This window comes from Bacteroides sp. 3_1_13 (assembly GCF_001185845.1).
Lineage (GTDB): Bacteria > Bacteroidota > Bacteroidia > Bacteroidales > Bacteroidaceae > Bacteroides > Bacteroides xylanisolvens.
Map to the genome: position 1 here is coordinate 148003 of NZ_KQ236957.1, position 22126 is coordinate 170128.

Below are 22126 nucleotides of genomic sequence, written 5' to 3' on the forward strand. Positions count from 1 at the left end.
TGCGGCTTTATAGATAGCGTAACAATTCTTCTTTCATCATTCATCATTCATCATTCTTCATTCATATTAATATATGGCAGATAATACAGAAATTTTGAGACGGCGGACGTTCGCCATTATTGCACATCCGGATGCTGGTAAGACATCTTTGACGGAAAAGTTATTGCTTTTCGGAGGTCAGATACAGGTAGCTGGCGCAGTAAAGAGTAATAAGATTAAAAAGACGGCTACGTCCGACTGGATGGAAATCGAGAAACAACGTGGTATTTCGGTAACGACTTCCGTGATGGAATTCGACTATCGGGACTATAAGATTAACATTCTCGATACTCCCGGTCACCAGGACTTTGCCGAAGATACATACCGCACACTGACAGCTGTAGACAGTGTTATCATCGTTGTAGACGGTGCGAAAGGTGTGGAAACGCAGACACGTAAACTGATGGAGGTGTGCCGTATGAGAAAGACTCCGGTAATAATCTTCGTCAACAAAATGGACCGTGAAGGAAAAGATCCGTTCGATTTGCTTGATGAACTTGAAGAAGAACTGATGATTCAGGTTCGTCCCTTGTCCTGGCCGATAGAGCAGGGAGCACGTTTTAAAGGGGTATACAATATCTATGAACAGAAACTGGACTTGTATCAGCCATCCAAACAGATGGTAACAGAGAAAGTGGCAGTCGATATTCATTCGGAAGAACTGGATCAGCAGATTGGCAAGTCGTTGGCAGACAAACTGCGTGGCGATTTGGAACTGATTGAGGGTGTTTATCCGGAATTTGATTCTGAATCCTATTTGGCAGGAGACTGTGCGCCTGTATTCTTTGGATCAGCGCTGAACAACTTCGGTGTGCAAGAGTTGCTGAACTGTTTCGTAGAGATAGCTCCCAGCCCTCGTCCTGTACAGGCAGAAGAGCGTGAAGTGAAACCTGACGAACCGAAATTTTCCGGATTCATCTTTAAGATAACCGCCAACATTGATCCCAACCATCGTTCTTGTGTGGCATTCTGTAAGATTTGCTCCGGTAAGTTTGTCCGCAATGCTCCATATACACACGTCCGTCATGGAAAAACAGTGCGTTTTTCATCGCCTACCCAGTTTATGGCACAGCGCAAAACGACGATTGACGAAGCCTATGCAGGAGATATTATCGGTCTGCCGGATAATGGTACCTTTAAGATTGGCGATACATTGACAGAGGGTGAACTGCTTCATTTCCGCGGATTGCCGAGCTTCTCGCCGGAGATGTTCAAGTATATCGAGAATGCCGATCCGATGAAACAGAAACAATTGGCAAAAGGTATTGACCAGTTGATGGATGAAGGTGTGGCACAGCTGTTTGTCAATCAATTCAATGGCCGTAAGATTATTGGTACGGTAGGACAGTTGCAATTTGAGGTCATTCAGTATCGTTTGTTGAATGAATACAATGCATCCTGTCGCTGGGAACCGGTAAGCCTTTATAAGGCCTGCTGGGTAGAAAGCGATGATCCGGCGGAGCTGGAAGCCTTCAAGAAACGTAAATACCAGTACATGGCAAAGGATAGAGAAGGACGCGATGTGTTTTTGGCGGACTCCAGTTATGTACTTCAGATGGCTCAAATAGACTTTAAACACATCAAATTCCACTTTACAAGTGAGTTTTAGAACATATTCGTACGATTTTAACTAAAAAATCAGGTAAAAAAAGGAAAAACATATCTCATATAAATGAGTGAAGAGAAATGAAGACACTATCCTGGGATAAAATTCAGCAAGGGGATGAAGAGGCATTCCGGCAGCTTTATGAGCAATATGCAGATTTACTGTATGGATATGGCATGAAGATAGCCGGTGATGAGACTTTGGTAACCGAGGCGATACAGTCGTTGTTTGTTTACATCTTTGAGAAAAGAGAAACTTGCGCGGCCCCTCAATCCATACCCGCTTACTTATGTGTTTCGTTGAGACACATGATAGTGAACGAGCTGAAAAAAGAGAATAGTGGATCATTCAAATCACTGGATGAAGTAGGCACAAACGAATATCAGTTTGATCTGGAGATCGATATTGAAACTGCTATTATCCATTCAGAGTTGGAAAAAGAACAGCTGGAAGTTTTGCAGAAAGAGCTGAACAATTTGACAAAGCAACAGCGGGAGGTATTGTATCTTAAGTACTATAAGAAAATGAGTCCGGAAGAAATAGCCCAGGTGATGGGACTCACTTCGCGTACAGTTTATAATACTACTCATATGGCTATATCCAGTCTACGGGAGCGCATGAGCAAATCTTTCTTGTTACTGGTGGCAGCTAATTTGTGGATTTTTAATTGAGGTGAGATATGGAAAAGTGGACAGAATCTTTAGAACAATACCTGGAGGAAGGTAAGCTTCCTCTAGTGGGCGAAATATTTTCCCGTAAGAAAGAAATAGGCGATAAATTAAAGTTGCAGCGCGAAGAAAGCCATAAGATTACCTTAAGCCGGAAAAGAAAACAAAGTGTCGGAAAAAGCTTCTCCTTCTCTTGGGGAGTGGCAGCTGCGGTCGTTCTTCTTTTGGGAGTAGGCAGTTACTTCCTGGCAGAGGAAAAGGTGGTGACGGATAACACTGCAATGAATTATGAATTGCCCGATGGCAGTAGTGTGCAGGTGATGGAAAACTCACGTCTGACTTACAATCATATCACATGGCTTTGGGAGCGTAAGTTGCAATTGTTGGGCAAAGCCTCTTTCAATGTAACCAAAGGCAAGACATTCACCGTCAGCACTGAAGCCGGCGACGTGACGGTACTCGGTACTAAATTCTTGGTCGATCAGCAGGGAAAGAAGATGTTCGTAAACTGTGAGGAAGGAAGCGTGAAAGTTGAGACTGCCGTAGGTAAGCGTACATTGCTTGCCGGTGAAAGTGTGCGTTGCGATGAAACCAAGATTGTGCCAGTAGAAAAAAAGGCGGAAGAATCGGAGTTCCCTGAAGTGTTGGGATATGAAGATGACCCGCTGATAAATGTAGTGGCAGATATTGAGCATATATTTGAGGTAACAGTCGTCGGACATGAGAAATGCGAGGGGCTGACCTATAACGGGACGGTCTTAACGAAAGACCTGAACGCCACACTGGAAAAAGTCTTTGGATCGTGTGGAATCAGTTATCAAATTCGAGGGAAAGAAATTATTTTAAAATAAAAAAAGCCTCTTCTGAATAGTCAGAAGAGGCTTTTTTGTTTTTCTTCAAATTTTCTTCATTTTTTCTTGGTAAAAAAACAACGGATGCTTCTCTTTCTAATATAAGAGCTATTTAATGATATTTGAAGAAAACGGTAGAATTGATTAGAAGATTAAATGTTGTAGAAGAAATTAGAAATTATCCGGCAGAAATAAGGCCGGGATTCAGAACAAACAATAGATGTTTTATAGAGAATTACAAACTAAACTCAAAACAAACAATAGATGCTTTTTATAAAATTTAAATTTAACCCAAAACAAACAATGTTTTAAAAGAAATGCAAACTAGGGCTCAAAGCAAACAATAGACAGCGGCAGATGAATTATTCCTGCCACAAATGTAAGCCGGAAAGATTCCCTCATCGGACGTGATATGAGCTTTAGAGGCTTGTTTTTTCCGATTAAACAGATTTAGTAGGCTTAAAAAAAGGGTTTTTCAACTAGACTGCTACGCTAATTAAAAGAATGAAAGCCGTGATGGCCCATGAGAGGTTTAACAAGACCGGTTTTTTATCTGGTAGTTTAATAGTAGGTTAAGAGGGTATGAAACCAGAAAAGGGCTGAACCGGTCTATCATTGAGTATTTTTATTTAATAATTGTTTTATCAGAATGTGAGAGAAAGTTGAGGGGCTTTCTCTCACATTTTTTTTGTAGGAACGATAGATAGGACGATTTACTATTGGACTATTTACCATTTACTATTTGGGTTGTGCAATAGAAGCAGATAGTAAATAAGATAAATGGGAATTTAGTTTAGATGGCTCAGTCTGAAACCTTGGGGGATTGCGTTAAAATTCTTATTTTTGCATCATGAAAACATCCTCTTCCCAAACGATTGATCCTGTTGCTTCTTTAAGCTTGTTCTTGCCTTCAGGAATCCTTGATTACTTTACCCTAGTCAATCATGTTTCTCAGGATACTTGCTTTATTCTTTATTTAGAGGAGAAAGCCACTATTCCTGCTGAGTACTCTGATCTCCATCTTCACTCAAAAGGTTTCCTCCCTGAGATTGAAGTTCAGGACTTCCCTATCCGTGGTAAAGCCGTTTATTTACGTATCAAGCGTCGTCGCTGGGAAGATCCATCCACTGGGCAGACATATAGTCGTGACTGGAGTTTGGTAGCCACCGGTACTCGCATAACCGCTGAGTTCGGTGCTTTTTTAAAAGAATTACTTAGATAATCACGCCGTTAGCTGCCAAAGTGTAGCTGAGCATTACTGTATGGATGGCAAACAGCTTCAAAGCCAATATAAAGACCACCTGAGTGACTTCCAGAATTGGGATCAGAGAGCACATGCCCAAGAGTATATCCTTTATCCAAAGAATATGGGTTATCACCTATGTATTGACGAAACGGCTTTAAGTAAGGGAGATCTTTATACCATCTTAATAAATAGAGATAAGCGAGGTAGGAAAGGTTCTATTATAGCTGTAATTCAGGGCACTAAAACCGATGATATCATTGCGGTACTTACAAAGATGCCACAGGAGCTGCGTAATCAGGTCAAAGAAATTACACTGGATATGGCAGGGAGCATGCAAAAGATTGCCAAAACGTGCTTTCCACGTGCCATGCAGGTGATTGATAGGTTTCATGTACAAAAACTTGTATACGAAGCTGTACAAGAGTTGCGCATTACATATAGATGGCAAGTGATAAAAGAGGAGAATAAAGCTATGAAAGCGGCAAAAGAGAAGGGGGAAGTATATAAAGCAGAAGAACTCGAAAACGGAGATACACTCAGGCAATTATTGGCCAGAAGCAGATATTTATTATTTAAATCACCTGATAAATGGACCAAGAGTCAGAAAATCAGGGCAGAATTACTTTTCAAGCAGTTTGAAGATATTAAGCACGTATATTACTACTCATTGGAGTTGGGAAAGATCTTTTCCACAAACTATGACAAGGATGTAGCAAGAGCAAAGCTGGCACTATGGTATAATAAGATTGAAGAATATGGATACGATACATTCACAACAGTAGCAAACTCTATTGAGAATCATTATGAAAGGATTCTGAACTTCTTTGTGAACAGGAGTACAAATGCAGCAGCGGAAGCATTTAATGCTAAAATCAAAGCATTTAGGGCATCATTTAGAGGAGTAGTGGATATGAGCTTCTTCCTTTTTAGGCTAGCAAAGGTATATGCATGAAGGGAATTGACTAAACTTAATCCCCCAAGAATTACAACTGAGCCGTTTAGATGTGGATGGCACGCTAAATCATAAATCATAAATTATAAATCATAAATCATAAACTTCCCCAGTTTTCCAATCAGAGAAATGACGTTTTTATACATTATATTCCTTTCTTAATTTATTTTATAATAAAAATTTGGTATTTTCGGACGCTTTTTAGACGAACAACTTAAAATACTAATAGTTTATTATATGGAAAATATCGAAACAGCGATCCTGCTGATGGTGGTCGGAATGGCTACCGTGTTTGTTATTCTGCTGATTGTGATTTATTTAGGTAAGTTGTTGATTACATTAGTCAACAAGTATGCTCCTGAAGAAGTGGTTCCTGTGAAGCGGGAAGCATCGCAAGGTCCTGCCCCTGTTCCGGGAAACATCTTAGCCGCCATTACAGCTGCTGTAAATGTGGTGACACAAGGTAAAGGAAAAATCACAAAAGTAGAAAAATTATAAATCTATAAAGAATATCACTGAAAGACATGAAAAGAGAAGTAAAGTTTAGTTTGGTTTTCCGAGATATGTGGCAATCTGCCGGAAAATACGTACCTCGTGTAGACCAACTCGTAAAGGTAGCTCCTGCCATCATTGAAATGGGCTGTTTTGCCCGCGTAGAAACAAACGGCGGAGGTTTTGAACAGGTAAATTTATTGTTTGGTGAAAACCCGAATAAAGCGGTACGCGAATGGACAAAACCGTTCCACGAAGCCGGTATTCAAACCCACATGCTCGACCGCGCACTGAACGGACTCCGTATGAGCCCCGTTCCGGCAGACGTCCGCAAATTATTCTACAAAGTAAAGAAAGCACAAGGAACAGACATTACCCGTACGTTCTGCGGATTGAACGACGTGCGTAACATCGCTCCTTCCATCACATACGCAAAGGAAGCAGGCATGATTTCGCAATGTTCGCTTTGCATCACTCATTCGCCTATCCATACCGTAGAGTACTACACCAATATGGCGCTGGAACTTATCAAACTGGGAGCAGACGAAATCTGTATCAAAGACATGGCAGGTATCGGTCGTCCCGTATCGTTAGGTAAGATCGTAGCAAATATCAAGGCGGCACATCCCGAAATCCCCGTTCAGTATCACAGTCATGCAGGTCCCGGATTCAATATGGCAAGCATCCTCGAAGTATGCGAAGCCGGTTGCGACTACATCGACGTAGGCATGGAACCGCTATCTTGGGGAACAGGCCACGCTGACTTGCTTAGTGTGCAGGCGATGCTGAAAGACGCCGGATATCAAGTGCCCGAAATCAATATGGAAGCCTACATGAAAGTGCGCGGCATGATTCAGGAATTTATGGACGACTTCCTCGGCTTGTATATCAGCCCGAAAAACCGTCTGATGAACTCCTTGCTGATTGCTCCCGGACTTCCCGGCGGTATGATGGGTAGTTTGATGGCCGACCTCGAATCCAATCTGGAATCAATCAATAAATATAAGGCAAAACACAATCTGCCGTTTATGACACAAGACCAGTTGCTCATCAAGCTCTTTGATGAAGTAGCTTACGTATGGCCTCGTGTCGGTTATCCTCCATTGGTGACTCCGTTCAGTCAATACGTGAAGAACCTCGCCATGATGAATGTGATGGCTATGGAAAAAGGAAAAGAACGTTGGGGAATGATTGCCGATGATATCTGGGATATGATTCTGGGTAAAGCCGGACGTCTGCCGGGCAAACTTGCTCCCGAAATCATTGAAAAGGCAGAGCGTGAAGGCCGTAAGTTCTTTGAAGGTGATCCGCAGAATAACTATCCTGATGCCCTCGACAAATATCGCAAACTGATGAAAGAGAACAAATGGGAAGTGGGACAGGACGACGAAGAACTCTTCGAATATGCTATGCACCCGGCTCAATATGAGGCTTACAAGAGTGGCAAAGCAAAAGAAGACTTCCTGGAAGACGTGGCCAAACGTCGTGCCGAAAAAGATAAATCTCCGGAAGAAGATGCCAAACCGAAGACACTGACCGTACAAGTGGACGGACAGGCCTATCGTGTGACGGTAGCATACGGTGATACCGAACTACCTGCTGCTCCTGCGGGTGCTGCCGCTGCTCCGGCAGGAGAGGGTAAAGAAGTACTTTCTCCGTTGGAAGGCAAGTTCTTCTTAGTGAAAGGTGCGCAAGAAACTCCTTTGCAAGTAGGTGACACTGTGAAAGAAGGTGATGTAATCTGCTATGTAGAAGCGATGAAGACCTACAATGCCATCCGTGCAGAGTTTGGCGGTACAGTGACTGCTATCTGTGTCAACCCGGGAGATGCTGTTTCAGAAGATGACGTATTAATGAAGATAGGATAATGAACGAAATATTTGAGAACTTATATGACATGACTGCGTTCAGCAATATCATTGCCGAACCGCAGTTCCTGATAATGTATGCCATCGCGTTCGTTCTGCTCTATTTGGGTATTAAGAAACAGTACGAGCCGTTGCTGCTTGTCCCCATCGCTTTCGGTGTGTTGCTAGCCAACTTCCCCGGAGGAGATATGGGCGTGATTCAGGCCGACGAAAATGGTATGGTGATGGTAAACGGAGTGTTGAAGAACATCTGGGAAATGCCTTTGCATGACATTGCCCACGAACTGGGAATCATGAACTTCATCTACTATATGTTGATTAAAACAGGTTTCCTGCCTCCGATCATCTTTATGGGTGTCGGTGCGCTGACGGACTTCGGGCCGATGTTGCGTAACCTGCATCTTTCTATATTCGGTGCAGCTGCACAGTTGGGTATCTTTACCGTATTGCTGGTAGCCATCCTGATGGGATTCACCCCACAGGAAGCCGCTTCTCTGGGCATTATCGGTGGCGCGGATGGTCCGACAGCCATCTTTACCACCATCAAACTGGCGCCGCATTTGCTGGGCCCGATTGCCATTGCCGCTTATTCGTACATGGCGCTCGTTCCGGTGATTATTCCGCTGGTAGTGAAGCTGTTCTGTACGAAGAAAGAGTTGAGCATCAACATGAAAGAACAGGAAAAGAAGTACCCTTCGAAGACTGAAATCAAGAACCTGCGTGTATTGAAGATTATCTTCCCGATCGTGGTAACTACTATTGTTGCCCTCTTCGTGCCAAGTGCAGTGCCTTTGGTGGGTATGTTGATGTTTGGTAACCTGGTGAAAGAAATCGGAACCAACACATTCCGCTTGTTCGATGCCGCTTCCAATAGCATCATGAATGCTGCCACCATCTTCCTCGGACTGTCCGTAGGAGCAACGATGACAGCCGAAGCATTCCTCAACTGGACAACAATCGGTATTGTGATCGGTGGATTCCTTGCATTTGCACTTTCTATAACCGGTGGTATTTTCTTTGTGAAACTGGTAAATCTCTTCTCGAAGAAGAAAATCAATCCGCTTATCGGCGCCACTGGTTTGAGTGCCGTTCCGATGGCGAGCCGTGTAGCCAATGAGATTGCTTTGAAATACGATCCGAAGAATCACGTATTGCAGTATTGCATGGCAAGCAACATCTCCGGAGTAATCGGTTCTGCCGTAGCTGCGGGTGTGCTGATTTCCTTCCTTGCGTAAGCGAGGAGAATCTTCATCATTGAAGATCTTATTTCTTCATGGAGAAATACTTTTTATACATTCAAGTTTGGCAGACTCATTTGATAACGCTACCTTTGTGAGTAATGTATAACAGTAAAAACGGAAAGCGTATGAGCACAATGTCATTAGAGGCGGAAAAGAATGCACTGATTCGTCAGATTCTGGATGTGGATGATATAGCTATCCTGAAAAAGATAAGATCAATGTTGAATCATGAAGAAGAACAGGTGAGGGTGGTTGCTGAAGAGGCAACTCCTTATCGGACAAAGACCGAAATTCTGGAAAGCCTTGATGAGGCGTGCAAGGAATTGAAGTTGAATCTGGAAGGTAAGCTGGATTTTAAGCCAGCGGAGGATTTGCTGGATGAGTTGTGATATAACGTATTCTCCTCGTTTTGCGAGAGAATTGAAGAAATTGAGCAAACATTACAAATCTCTGAAGTTGGATTATGCCAATTTATTGGAATCTCTGAAAGCGAATCCTGAACAAGGAGTCAGCTTGGGTAATAATCTTCGTAAGGTTCGCATGGCCATTACTTCGAAGAATAAAGGAAAGAGCGGAGGTGCGCGAGTGATAACCTATACGGTGATTCTGACAGAGATAGATTCGGAAATAAAGTTGCTTACTATCTACGACAAGTCCGAATGTGAAAGTTTGACAGATAAGGAAATAGAAGATATCCTGAAGCAAAACGGTATTTTGTAGTCCTTATGATATAAAAAGAAATCGTCCTGTTTCACGGTTACGTGATAACAGGACGATTTCTTTTATAAGACTAAGACTTTGTGAACAAGTTTCTTTTGTTTCTAAATTTATTCACTGATAACCTTTCTGTATTCCGCTACCGCCATCTTTTCCGACAGATACGCATTAATCAGATTGGTGTGCGCCTGTGTCCATGACAATTGTGCGGAGAGTACATCCACCATATTTGCCTTTCCCTCATTATACGAGAAAGAAACCAAATCAAGATTTTCATTAGCCAGACTCATAGTCTCTTTGGCGGTTTTCACTTGATATTCCGTTTCCGTCAGTTTGGTCAGGGCGGCAGAAAGTTCCTCGTTGATATTATCCGTCACATAACTTTGTTGCAGTTTCTGTATGCCGATATACGCTTTCTGCTGACGGTTTGTTTTAAACCGGGCTCCCCAACGGAAGATCGGTATATTCAGGTTAATGCCGACGATGGGATTGAAAGAAACATCATAACCGAGGTTAGGTGTAGCTGTAGCCCATCCACCGCTGAAATACATATTCAATTGCGGGTTGAACTGGCTAAGAGCCGCTTTGCGTTGCGCCTGACTTTTCATGATATTCACCTCCGTACTTTCGTAATCCGCGCGACGTTGCAGTACATTCTCCAGAGAAAGGATCTGCACCGGAGCGGAAGCCGTGTCAATCGTGTACAGACTGTCTACGGGATTGTTCGGCTCTTCTCCCATCAGGATATTCAGCTTTTGCAGCGCCAGGGTATAATTCTGACGCGCCTTGATATATTGCAATTCCGCTTCTTTCAGCCGGGTGGAAATCATTAATAAGTCCGTGCGACTAATCATCCCGTCGTTAAAACGATCCTGAATGATGTCATACTGTTGCTTCACAATACTTTGATACTTGTCCGCCGCCTGCAACATAGCCTGTGAAGCAGAAGCATTCCAGTAAACTGCATCGCTCTGATAATGAATCTGGTCGATGGTAAGCTCCTCATTTAGTTGATTCAGCCTTTCGTCCGCTTTGGCAATCTTGTGCTGGGCGTTGAGTGCCCCGCCCGTGTACAACGGTTGCGAGACGATAAATACACCTTGATAGGTGTGGTTGCGGTATTCGCCTACCGGTTCGTTCCATGCATTAAGGTCGCTCATGTTGAGGGTCCCGTCCGCATTGACATCAATTTTTGGCAAGAATCCCGTGTGAGCAATCTTCCGTGCTTCCGTACTTGCCATCGTCTTTAGTTTCTGTTGCTTCAGAATTTGACTGTAAGCTTCCACTTTATCCCGGTAAGCTTCCCGGCTAAGATAGGGCTGCTGTGCTCCGGCTGTGAGGCCAAGGAGCAGCAGAGACAGAGTTATAAGTTGAGTTTTCATTTTATTCAATCTATACAATAAATTCAAGTTTCATATAAGAGAAGGCAATTAGCCTTTGATTCTCTGAATGGCGCAATAAGCTACCGGAAGAACAAACAATGTCAGTGCCGAAGCCACCAACAGACCTCCCATAATCGTAGCCGCCATACCGCCGAACATCGCGTCGAACAACAATGGCAACATACCCAGAATGGTCGTGCCGGACGCCATTGCTACGGGGACAATACGACTCGTTGTAGCACTGACAACAGCATCCAACGGCTTTTTGCCCGTCTTTGCCTCCAGATCAATCTGTTCCACCAGTACAATCGCATTTTTGATATTCATCCCAATCAGTCCGAGCAAACCAAGGATGGAGAAGAAGTCGAACGACTTGCCTAGCAATACCAATCCCAAAACGATACCGATAAAAATAAGCGGTAACATCAACAAGATCACTGTCGGCTTACGATACGTCCTGAACAGGAACAACAGCGTGACGAACATCAGGAAGAACGTCAACGGTAAATTCTTGGCTAACGCCTCGTTAGACTCCACCTGACTTTCCTGTTCCCCGAAATACTTCATCGTATACCCCTCCGGCACTTTAATCTCTTTCTGCACCAGCGGCCAAACCTCATTGAAAGCAGCAATCGCATTCACTCCGCGACGCGGATCGCATTGCGCCATCATCACCATTTGCCGGTTGTAATCCTTCACATTCGAGAAACGATATTGGAAATCAAATTCCGATACCACCTGTTCCAGACTGGTCGTCTCATTCCCCGTGCCGAACACGGGCAACGTGCGCAGGTCGTTGATGCGGAACGAATCCACCGTGTTATCCTTCAATAAGATAGGAAGCACCTGATCGCCCTGCCGGTACTCTCCAAGCGTCATACCTGTGGTTCCGATCTGGATACTTTGTGCCATTCCCTGACGCGATACCCCTAACGGTTGCGCCCGTTCGGGACTATATACAGGCTTCCATACAGGAACTTTATTTCCCCACGAATTGCGCACATTGATTAAATCCGGATTCCGGTGCATAATCTCCAAAGCCTGGTTGGTGAGCGCCACAAGCGTGTCTACATTCGGACCGATAAACCCGATTTCGATAGCGGCATCCACCGCAGGCGACAGTTTGAACAGACTGGTACGGGTAATCGCATTCGGATAATTCGCCTTCATGTACGCGTCGAAATCTTCTTCATACTCTTTCGTATATTTACTGTCCGTCAATTCAACCAATACATTGGCAAAATTCGGTTTCGGACCTACCGAAGTAGAAGCCAGGTAATACCTTAACGGCGTGCTGCCGAAGGTGATCGATACTTTCTTCACTTCCGGCTGCTTTGCCAGATGCTCTTCCACGGATTTCATCTCTTTCACTACATCATTGATGCTATACCCGTCGGGATAAAACACGTCCGCCCGGAAATAAGGCTTATCGAGAGAAGGGAAGAAGTTTTGCGGCATCGTCCCCATGATAACCAGCGAAGCAATAAAAAGCACTACCATCGAACCCAGTGTCAATGTTTTCCTGCGAATCAGCGTGCGGAGGATGGAGGCGAATTTGTGATAGAACGGTTTGTCATACGGGTCTTTCGTGCCGTCCTTTGCTTTCGCTTTCAGGATGAAATTACCGAAAACAGTAGTCTGCGTCAGCGCAAGCACCCAGCTCAATCCCAGTGAGATGGCAAGCACCACAAAAAGCGGTTTCACGATTTCCGCCACGGCAGAAGGAGCAAGGTAGAGCGGGAGGAACGAACAGATAGCGATGAACGTAGCCCCAAGCAATCCCCATTGCGGACCGGTTGCGCCGTCTATCAGCGCTTTCCGCCGGTCTACTCCGCGGGCGATGGCAATCTGTGCGTTGTCCGTTACTACGATGGCGTTATCCACCAGCATCCCCATGGCGATGATAAATCCCGCCAATGAAGTACGGTTCAGTCCGACACCGAAGAAAGACATGATAAGCAATGTGCCGCCAATAGAGAAAATCAGTGATGAGCCGATCAGTACACCTGCGCGCAAACCCATCACCAACATGATAATCACAATAACAATCAGAATCGATTCGATCAGATTGATGATAAATCCGTTGTTGGCTTCGTTGGCAATTTCGTTCTCCAGATACAGGCTTTGCAGTTCCAGTCCCACAGGCATCAGTGGCAACAATTCGTCCAGTTTGGCTTTCACGTTCTTGCCCGTCTGCACCACGTCCCGTTGCGGGTCGGTGGAGACGCCGATGCCGATGGCACGTTTGCCGTTCACGTGCATGATGTTGGATGGAGGGTCCATGTACCCTTTTTCGATGACGGCGATATCGCCCAGTTTCACCTGTCCGGCTTTGGTGGTAATCACTTGGTTGCGGATATCGTCTACGGTGGTATACATACCGTTGGCAGTCACCCGTAGCTGTTGCTCGCCGGCACGGATTTCTCCGGTATTGATAATCTGGTTCTGCGATTGCAACAGACTGGCAAGTTGTTTCGGGTCGATGCCCATACCTACGAGCTTATTGGTGGAAATAAAAATATTGACCACCTCCGTCTGCGTCCCGAATAGGGCGACTTTCATCACCCCGTCCGCCGTCACTACCTGCGTCTTGATCCGTTCCGCCCAGTTGCGCATCTCTTCGTATGTGTAACCGTCGTCCGCCGTCAGACCGTAATAGATACCGAACACGTCGCCGAAATCATCGGAAACCGTCGGTGCGGAAGCACCGCTCGGCAACTGTGGCTGTATATTTAGCACCTTCCGTCGCAACTCATCCCACTTCTGCGGAATGGAGCTTGCCGACAAGGAAGGTTGCAACTCGAATGTGATTTTTGAGAGCCCGTACATCGATTCCGATTTTATCTTGTACACACCGCTCATACTTTGAATCTCACGAGAGATAGGCTCGGTAATCAACCGCTCCACTTCTGCCGGTTCGGCACCCGGATAGCGGGTCATAATAACCGCCGACTTTATGACGAAAGGAGCATCCTCTTTCTTACCCAGCTTGCCGAAGGAAGTGATTCCCCCAATCAGCAATACAGCAAGAAAGAAATAGATGATTTTCGTATTATCTAATGAATATTTGGCTAAACTCATAATAAATGATCGTTGATAATTGATGAATGACAGCGGATAAATGATACTTAATCATTTATCAAACCTGTTGGCGGAATTAATTTAGTGCATACTTAATTCTGCCAATGGGCTTGTCGTTAATGAAGTTTACGTATTGCAGAATGGTAAGTGCACTAATTTTGCCAATGATTCTGGCAAACAAACCATTCGTTATTTTCGCGTAGTTCCTGATGACCAAGAACTGGTCTGTAAGTTGTGAGAATATTGTCTCAATCCTCTTTCTTGCCTTTGCAAACGGAATGAATGTCGGTTTCCAATCCTTTTGGTTGAGCCGATACGGACACTCCAGTCTTATGTGTGCGGTTTCGAACAAGTCAAGCTGTACGTCAGCTCCAATATACCCTTTGTCACCATAGATGCTACAGTCGTGATAAGTATGTTTTACATCCTTCATATAATGGAGGTCAGCCACACTTGCCTTTGACAGATCATAGGAATGGATAACTCCACTTAACCCACAGAGAGCGTGTAACTTATAACCAAAATAATACGTGTTCTGCGAAGCACAGAAGCCGAAGTCGGGAGCTTGCGAGAAATTGCCGGCACGCCCCATCTTGCAACGTTTTCCTCTTGCAACCCTACAGACCTCTATCGGCTTGGAGTCAACAAAGAATTGTTCCTCTCCGCCATCCATTTCCATGGCAATCCGCTTGCGCAGTTCCTCACACAGGCCTGACGTTTTCTTCCTGCGGTCATTGAACTGTCTCCTTGATATGAGATTGGGAATGCTGTCCTTGTATTCTTGCAATTTATAGTCGAACAACCACTTCTCACTATCAATGCTCTCGGTCTCTGCCGTCAGGGATAGCGCCACCACTTCCAAATCCGAAAACTTGGGAACAGGACCACGACGTGGAACATTACCCGAATCATTGACGAGATTTTCAGAGAATTGCTTGCATATCTCAAGTATTTTGACGAATTTTGCATAAAGGTTGTACATACGATGGTTTGAACTTAATGTTTTAATCACCACTAAGTTACTAAAAATCAGCGACATGTACAACTTTTTACTCATATTTATCAACTTAAATTAATTCCGCCAACGGGTTTTATCAACTATCACCTGTCAACAGTTGTGATAGATTCTCCTTCTACTAGTTGGTATACGCCTGCTATGACGATTTTTTCACCGGGTTTCAAACCTTCCGAGATGAGCGCTTGTGCTTCTCCGGTCGGGGCGTTGACGGTTACTTCCCGTTTGTGGACTTTGTTGTCTTCTACCACCCAGACATACATTTTATTCCCTTCGCTTTCGCCGAATACGGCACTAAGCGGTACAATCGTCCAGCTATCCTGCACCAACGGGCCTACATCTGCCGTGAAACGGATGCTGCACGTGAAACCGGGTTTCACAGCATACAGATCGCGGTCGAATGACGGATCGTCAATCGTGATGCTGACCGGAATTCCTGTGCCATCTGTAGAAATATCAAGATACTCTTCCAGTTTCGCTTGAAACACGTGTCCTTTAAATGTGTCGAACTCTACAAGGAAACGCGGGTCTTTGGCGCGCAACAAATAAAGATACGCATCCGGAATGGTGAATTTGATACGCAGATTGTGTGTATTGACAAGCTGCACGATCCCCTCACCGGAGTTGACACGCTGATAGTTTTCCACCAGTCGTTTTTCGATAGAACCGTCGAAAGGAGCTGTTAGCTTGGTGTCGCGCATATTGTTGGCAGACAGTTCGTATTCAGATTTCGCCTTCTGGAAGTTGGCGAGGCTGATTTCATATTCCTGTACGGAGATCGCTTGCCGGGAGAGGAGCCGTTTGTTACGTTCCACTTGTGCCGAAGCCGTTTCGTATGCCGATTTCGTGGCGGCATATTGCAACGCGATGTCTCTGGGGTCGATAGCCGCGATGAGCTGTCCTTTTTTCACTTTCTGTCCTTCGATGACAGGAAGCTGGATGATTTGTCCGTTGACCCGGAAAGCCAGCTTCACATATTCCACCGCTTCCACGATTCCCGAGAAATCTTTTCTGATAATCGATCTTGACTCGACAATCGTAGTCTTTACGGGACGTGCAGTTGTCGTTGTCGTTTCTTTTTTCTGTCCGCAGCCAGCCAGCAAGATTGCAGCCGCCAGGACGAATCCAAATTTCTTTTTCATATACCACGTTGATGTTTAGAGGTTTTGCGTTGATAAATAGCGAATAATATACTAAAACAACTCTTGTTTATTTATGTTCAATATTCCTATCTTTTCATATCCTGCCTCTTAACCTTTATATGGAACACAAAAAAACGGGAACTTTACCGTTTCTAAGGTAAAATTCCCGTCCAACTCTTTTGAAGGTTATTGCATTATTCATAACTAAACCGTACGGATTTGAATTAAATACTACATAGTGAAAAAATATCTATCATAAGTATCATTCATTTTAATAATCATTTCATTATCAAAAGAATAACTATGATGGATAACTTTTAAAAAAGGTATCTATCATAGTTTTATTGCAAAAAACAGCTATCTATCATGCCTATACTTTGTCTATTTTAGTGTAGTATTAGGTGAGATTACCCATTTAAAGGCATAAGAATGCACGTTTTATAGGATGACAACCTGTATTTGATAGCTTAATAATCTATTGGGAGCGGTAATGTTTCTATAGCCCACGTATGTAGGCTGTACAGCCCGCATCTGTAGGCTGTATGGTTTACAAGCGTGGGCTGTACAGCCTTCATGCGTGGGCTATAAACTTATCACCGTTAAAGTTGGATTATCAAGCCATGATTATCGGATTTATACAGGTTCATTGCAACAAAAACAAGCTATCTTATGCATATAGGGCCTTTATTCGGCTATTTTGTTGATGATAGATAACCTGTTTTTGCTGGTAAAAGCATGATAGATACCTTTTTAAAAAGCTATCTATCATAGTTATTCTTTTGATAATGAAATGATTATTAAAATGAATGATACTTATGATAGATATTTTTTCCCTATGTAGCATTTAATTTAAATCAGTATATAAATGGACTATTTCACCACAGGACATAGAGTTTTCAGAGTCCTAATTCAGAGATAATTATAGCCTCTGGGTTCTCCTTATCCTCTGTGGTGAAAACCGTGCAATAATGTCCCACATGGTAATTGGTACACTGATAATTATTCACCATTGAAACCTTTTGCGCAGCCTTTTTATCCAACTGTCGCTACGTATAACATTATTATTCTCTCCAATCGCTTTTTTCAAATCCCGGATTCGTTCGTTTTGTCTCTTCATTGCTGCCTGTATTTCGTTTATCAACGTATTTATTTCCTTCTGCAGCTGAATTTCCTCTTCTTTCAATTGAATAATGTGGGCGTATTTCTCGCAGACCATTGTTTTGTCTATGCACAGTTGTTCCAGCGTATCAATATATTCTGCTGTAATGCCGGCTTTACTTCGGCGAAAGAGTTCCAGAATACATTCTTCGTCAACGTTCGGAACATTGTCTATGTATAACATAGGGAATTGTCCCATTTCCACCCAAAGCAGGATCGCTTCTTTTTCGATGTGATACTTAATCACTGCTTTTTCTACACTAATCCATTTTGGCATATCGCTTTTGTTTTAATGTGTTATAAAAAAGGAGTAAATAACGTATTGTCCGGAGAGGTGCAACGAACACCCACGATTTTTGTAATTTCGGTCGGCTGGGGAATTGGTTGGGGTATAAGGATTGTTGAAACCGACCGGATACAATAAAGCGTGAGTGCTGTTGTACCATTATCTAAACTTGAGGCTTAGCAACACCCTTGTAGAAGACAATGATAACAACAGACACCCACGCCAAACGTTTATATATAACACATCTCTAATCGATATGTTGATATACGACCATCTACGTGGAGTATCTGCTGTATCATCTCTCTCTACAAAGAACTGCTAATTTTCAAGTTTGAGAGACAATACGTTATTTACTCCATTAAGGAATAAAAACCGCTTTTGCCTGTTTCATCACGCTGATGGGCAGAAAGCGTATGACAAAGATATATGTTTTTTTCGGAATAGGATGGAAAAGAGGAAATAAATGCAGGAAATATGGTATGAGAATAGAGAGTATGGTATAAAGATGGTAAATAGGCTATGTGGGTGGCAAATATAATGTAATGATAAAAAGGAGGGAGTCAAAAGTAAAACCATCTCCAAGATTGATATTATTTAGGCACGGATTACACGGATTTCACGGTTCCATTAGACTAAAAGCCGCGAAATCCGTGTAATCCGTGCCTAAATGAAAGCCATAAAAGTCTTCTGACCTCGCATTGTCTTTCCGTGCAATTCTTTTTTTAGCTGCGATTTCTTTTGGGCTTTCCGGAGAAGATAGTCAGTTCAAGAATTGCAAAGATGATTTCCGTTGTGGTATATCCGGTAAATGAATATTCTAAATTTTCATTTTCGGAGAAGTATTTGAGATAAACGGTTGGAGTGCCATTGTGGAAGTCGAGAAAAAGGTAAGAAGTATAATCATAGATGCCAAGATCGGCAAACTCGTTCAGAATCGCTGTGTTGAAAATCGTGCATTGGCCTGTCTTTGATTCATTTCCGGACATTTCGAATCTGCGATGTTCTTTTGCGAGATCGTCTTTATTCACATGCCTGAATTGTTCTTGCAGCTCTTTACTGAAAGAAAGGCGTTGTCTGATGAAATTGAAAACTTCTTCCTTTGTCATTTGTTTTAAATCGGTTATTTCCATTTTTTATTAATTAGTCGGGTAAAGGTACTTTCTTTATTTGGTAATAAATCGGATTTAGTCATATTTCTTTTATTTATTTTTCGGCTTATAACCCTAAAAGAATCTGAATTTATGGATTTATTTAGGGTTATAACCCTAAAAACTTTCCGAAAATAGTATATCTTTGTGCTTATAACCCTAAAAACTTTTGAATATGATTAATCGTGAACAGTATATGGAACAAATTGTTCCTTTTATAGATAAGCCGTTTGTAAAAGTGATAACGGGTATTCGTCGCAGTGGAAAGTCGGTAGTGCTGCGTCTGATTCGTGACGAACTGTTGAGGAGGGGAGTTCGTGAAGAACGTATCATCTATCTGAATTTTGAAAGTTTTCAGTGGATAGATCTGAAAGAGGCGAAGGCTTTGTATGCTTATATTCGGGGGCAGGCGGGAGATGCGGGTAAATATTATATTCTCTTGGATGAAATTCAGGAAGTGGACGGTTGGGAAAAAGTGGTCAACTCACTTCTGGTAGATTTGGATACGGATATTTATGTGACCGGCTCCAACTCACGTATGTTATCGTCCGAACTGGCAACTTATTTAACGGGACGGTATGTCGCTTTCCATGTCATGACCTTGTCTTTTAGAGAATATCTGACTTTCCATGACTTGCAAGCCAATGATCCGACGCTCAACCGGAAGGAGGAATTTCAGAAATATCTCCGTATGGGAGGATTTCCGGCCATACATACTGCCGATTATGGATATGAGGCTATCTATAAAATTGTCTACGACATCTATTCTTCTGTCATTCTTCGTGACACGGTGCAGCGTCACAATATCCGGAATGTGGAGCTGCTCGAACGGGTAGTGAAGTTTGTTTTCGATAATATAGGCAATAAGCTGAACGCTAAAAATATAGCTGATTACTTCAAAAGTCAGCAACGGAAGGTGGATATGAATACCATCTATAATTATCTGAATGCATTGGAAAGTGCTTTTATCATTCAACGTATTCCCCGGTATGATATTAAAGGAAAGGAAATTCTGCAGACGAATGAAAAGTATTTTGTAAGTGACCTTTCTTTGATTTATTCCGTGATGGGCTATCGTGACCGGTTGATTGCAGGTATGTTGGAGAATCTGGTCTGTCTGGAGTTGAAAAGAAGGGGTTATGAAGTGTATGTAGGCAAACAGGATGATAAAGAAGTGGATTTTGTAGCCATCCGTCGGGAAGAAAAGATTTATGTGCAAGTAACGTATCAGTTAGCTTCACAGGCCACTGTTGAGAGGGAGTTTGCTCCTTTGCTCGCCATTAACGACCATTATCCTAAATATGTAGTTAGCATGGACAGCTTGTGGCAGGATAATGTGGAGGGTGTCAGGCATCGTCATATAGCCGATTTCTTGTTGGATGATGCTTGACGTTAAGGAATATAGAAAACGAAAAAGAGGAAATTCTCTGCGAGAATCTCCTCTTTTTTCATCTTTCACGAAAGATCGAATTATTTCTTCTTACGGTCACCGTAACGGCTCATGAACTTGTCAACACGACCTGCAGTATCTACCAATGTAGATTTACCTGTATAGAACGGGTGAGAAGTGTTTGAGATTTCAATCTTCAGCAACGGATAAGTTTCACCTTCGAATTCGATGGTTTCTTTAGTTGCTACAGTTGATCTAGACAAAAACATGTCACCATTTGACATATCTTTAAATACTACCGGACGGTATGATTCTGGATGAAGGCCTTTTTTCATTTCAGTATCTGTTTTTTTAATTTATATTCTGTTACTATTTTGGTAAGAAATAGTGTAATGGTCATTTTCAGAGCGCAAAGATAATGCTTTTCTGTGAAATAGAAAAAGGTTTTCTAAAATTTCTGATTTCTAATTTATGATTTCTGATTTGCTATGCAGATTTTGGTGATTAAATGAATGAAAAATGAGGTATAAATAAGGTATAAATAAGGAGATATAAATCCGAAGGCATCAATCAGAATTCAGAAATCATAAATCCCAAAGTTTGCAAGGTGGACATTACAATCTAATGTCACACTCGTATTCCTGCTAAATTTTGCAGTCTGATTTAAACCTTTTTCTACTATATTTTTCTTTCCGATGTTCGTTATTCGATGGATAATGCTTACTTTTGCGTAGAATTTTTATTCACTAACAATAAACTTTAAACAAAATGGTAAATTACAAAGATTTAGGATTGGTAAACACAAGAGAAATGTTTGCTAAGGCTATCAAAGGTGGATATGCTATCCCAGCATTCAACTTCAACAATATGGAACAAATGCAGGCTATCATCAAGGCTGCTGTTGAAACTAAATCTCCTGTGATTCTTCAGGTTTCTAAAGGTGCTCGTCAGTATGCTAACGCTACTTTGTTGCGTTACATGGCACAGGGTGCTGTAGAATATGCTAAAGAATTAGGCTGCGCACATCCGGAAATCGTTCTTCATCTTGACCACGGAGATACATTCGAAACTTGCAAATCTTGTATCGATTCAGGTTTCTCTTCAGTGATGATTGACGGTTCTCATCTTCCTTACGAAGAAAACGTAGCATTGACTAAGAAAGTTGTTGAATACGCTCACCAGTTTGACGTAACTGTAGAAGGTGAACTTGGCGTATTGGCTGGTGTAGAAGATGAAGTTTCTTCCGACCATCACACATATACTGACCCTGAAGAAGTAATCGACTTCGCTACTCGCACTGGTTGCGACTCTTTGGCTATCTCAATCGGTACTTCTCACGGTGCTTACAAGTTTACTCCGGAACAATGCCACATCGACCCGAAGACTGGCCGTATGGTTCCTCCTCCATTGGCTTTCGAAGTATTGGACGCTGTAATGGAAAAACTTCCGGGATTCCCTATCGTTCTTCACGGATCATCTTCAGTTCCGGAAGAAGAAGTGGAAACTATCAACAAATATGGTGGTGCACTGAAAGCTGCTATCGGCATTCCGGAAGAAGAATTGCGTAAAGCTGCTAAGTCTGCTGTTTGCAAAATCAACATCGACTCTGACTCTCGTCTGGCTATGACTGCTGCTGTACGTAAGGTATTCGCTGAAAAACCGGCTGAATTCGACCCACGTAAGTATCTTGGCCCGGCTCGTGACAATATGGAAAAACTGTACAAGCACAAAATCATCAACGTGCTCGGTTCTGACAATAAATTGGCACAGTAATAATCTCCGGATTATTCCATAAATAAAAGAAAGAGGCTGCTCCGGTTTGAACACTGGTAGCAGCCTTTTTT

19 protein-coding genes are annotated in these 22126 nt (G+C 42.9%); 12 read left to right on the forward strand and 7 right to left on the reverse strand.

The features are described 5' to 3' along the window. Positions 1-73: 73 nt before the first annotated feature. From HMPREF9009_RS22960 to HMPREF9009_RS23005, 10 genes are all read left to right on the forward strand, one after another. Positions 74-1648 carry a peptide chain release factor 3 gene (locus tag HMPREF9009_RS22960; protein ID WP_008651843.1) on the forward strand — a complete coding sequence of 525 codons (1575 nt, stop codon included), beginning with the start codon at positions 74-76 and terminating at the stop codon, positions 1646-1648. A gap of 77 nt (positions 1649-1725) precedes the next feature. Further along, a complete protein-coding gene (locus HMPREF9009_RS22965) occupies positions 1726-2316 on the forward strand; it encodes an RNA polymerase sigma factor (RefSeq protein WP_008651842.1) in 591 nt (196 codons plus the stop codon). Between the two features lie 8 nt (positions 2317-2324). Then, a complete protein-coding gene (locus HMPREF9009_RS22970) occupies positions 2325-3164 on the forward strand; it encodes a FecR family protein (RefSeq protein ID WP_049703490.1) in 840 nt (279 codons plus the stop codon). A gap of 850 nt (positions 3165-4014) precedes the next feature. Further along, positions 4015-4386, forward strand: a complete 372-nt coding sequence (locus tag HMPREF9009_RS22975; protein WP_008640050.1) for an ISAon1 family transposase N-terminal region protein — start codon at positions 4015-4017, stop codon at positions 4384-4386. Positions 4387-4426: 40 nt separating this feature from the next. Continuing rightward, entirely contained in the window at positions 4427-5362 is a 936-nt protein-coding gene (locus tag HMPREF9009_RS22980) for an ISAon1 family transposase (protein ID WP_008025715.1), read from the forward strand. A 237-nt stretch (positions 5363-5599) separates the two neighbouring features. Continuing rightward, a complete protein-coding gene (locus HMPREF9009_RS22985) occupies positions 5600-5860 on the forward strand; it encodes an OadG family protein (protein ID WP_004300941.1) in 261 nt (86 codons plus the stop codon). Between the two features lie 26 nt (positions 5861-5886). Then, on the forward strand, positions 5887-7722 hold the full coding sequence (locus HMPREF9009_RS22990; RefSeq protein ID WP_004314195.1) for a biotin/lipoyl-containing protein: 1836 nt from the start codon (positions 5887-5889) through the stop codon (positions 7720-7722). Then, on the forward strand, positions 7722-8957 hold the full coding sequence (locus HMPREF9009_RS22995; RefSeq protein WP_004300937.1) for a sodium ion-translocating decarboxylase subunit beta: 1236 nt from the start codon (positions 7722-7724) through the stop codon (positions 8955-8957). The genes HMPREF9009_RS22990 and HMPREF9009_RS22995 overlap by 1 nt, the downstream gene beginning before the upstream one ends. 131 nt (positions 8958-9088) lie before the next feature. Further along, positions 9089-9352, forward strand: coding sequence for a hypothetical protein (locus HMPREF9009_RS23000; protein WP_049703533.1), 264 nt, complete (start codon positions 9089-9091; stop codon positions 9350-9352). Next, positions 9342-9683 carry a hypothetical protein gene (locus tag HMPREF9009_RS23005; RefSeq protein WP_008025994.1) on the forward strand — a complete coding sequence of 114 codons (342 nt, stop codon included), beginning with the start codon at positions 9342-9344 and terminating at the stop codon, positions 9681-9683. The genes HMPREF9009_RS23000 and HMPREF9009_RS23005 overlap by 11 nt, the downstream gene beginning before the upstream one ends. Positions 9684-9790: 107 nt before the next feature. Here HMPREF9009_RS23005 and HMPREF9009_RS23010 read toward each other — a convergent pair whose 3' ends face one another. The 6 genes from HMPREF9009_RS23010 to HMPREF9009_RS23035 all read right to left on the reverse strand — a co-directional run bounded on the left by HMPREF9009_RS23010 (position 9791) and on the right by HMPREF9009_RS23035 (position 18874). Next, entirely contained in the window at positions 9791-11062 is a 1272-nt protein-coding gene (locus HMPREF9009_RS23010) for a TolC family protein (RefSeq protein WP_049703491.1), read from the reverse strand. Positions 11063-11110: 48 nt separating this feature from the next. Next, on the reverse strand, positions 11111-14143 hold the full coding sequence (locus HMPREF9009_RS23015) for an efflux RND transporter permease subunit (RefSeq protein ID WP_008644861.1): 3033 nt from the start codon (positions 14141-14143) through the stop codon (positions 11111-11113). A 76-nt stretch (positions 14144-14219) separates the two neighbouring features. Next, a complete protein-coding gene (locus HMPREF9009_RS23020; protein ID WP_032536584.1) occupies positions 14220-15200 on the reverse strand; it encodes an IS982-like element IS1187 family transposase in 981 nt (326 codons plus the stop codon). Positions 15201-15244: 44 nt separating this feature from the next. Then, positions 15245-16300, reverse strand: coding sequence for an efflux RND transporter periplasmic adaptor subunit (locus HMPREF9009_RS23025; RefSeq protein ID WP_004304417.1), 1056 nt, complete (start codon positions 16298-16300; stop codon positions 15245-15247). Between the two features lie 1003 nt (positions 16301-17303). Then, positions 17304-17735, reverse strand: a complete 432-nt coding sequence (locus HMPREF9009_RS23030; RefSeq protein WP_049703492.1) for a hypothetical protein — start codon at positions 17733-17735, stop codon at positions 17304-17306. Positions 17736-18466: 731 nt separating this feature from the next. Then, the gene (locus tag HMPREF9009_RS23035; protein ID WP_004300910.1) at positions 18467-18874 is read right to left on the reverse strand and encodes a hypothetical protein; all 408 of its coding nucleotides are present in this window, start codon (positions 18872-18874) and stop codon (positions 18467-18469) included. Between the two features lie 193 nt (positions 18875-19067). Between HMPREF9009_RS23035 and HMPREF9009_RS23040 the strand changes: the two genes are divergently transcribed. Then, the gene (locus HMPREF9009_RS23040) at positions 19068-20282 is read left to right on the forward strand and encodes an ATP-binding protein (protein WP_004300908.1); all 1215 of its coding nucleotides are present in this window, start codon (positions 19068-19070) and stop codon (positions 20280-20282) included. Positions 20283-20362: 80 nt separating this feature from the next. Here HMPREF9009_RS23040 and HMPREF9009_RS23045 read toward each other — a convergent pair whose 3' ends face one another. Beyond that, on the reverse strand, positions 20363-20617 hold the full coding sequence (locus HMPREF9009_RS23045) for a type B 50S ribosomal protein L31 (RefSeq protein WP_004300906.1): 255 nt from the start codon (positions 20615-20617) through the stop codon (positions 20363-20365). A 433-nt stretch (positions 20618-21050) separates the two neighbouring features. Here HMPREF9009_RS23045 and HMPREF9009_RS23050 point away from each other — a divergent pair, with 433 nt between their 5' ends. Continuing rightward, complete coding sequence (locus HMPREF9009_RS23050; protein WP_004311395.1) at positions 21051-22055, forward strand: class II fructose-bisphosphate aldolase; 1005 nt, start codon at positions 21051-21053, stop codon at positions 22053-22055. The last annotated feature ends 71 nt before the right edge of the window (positions 22056-22126 follow it).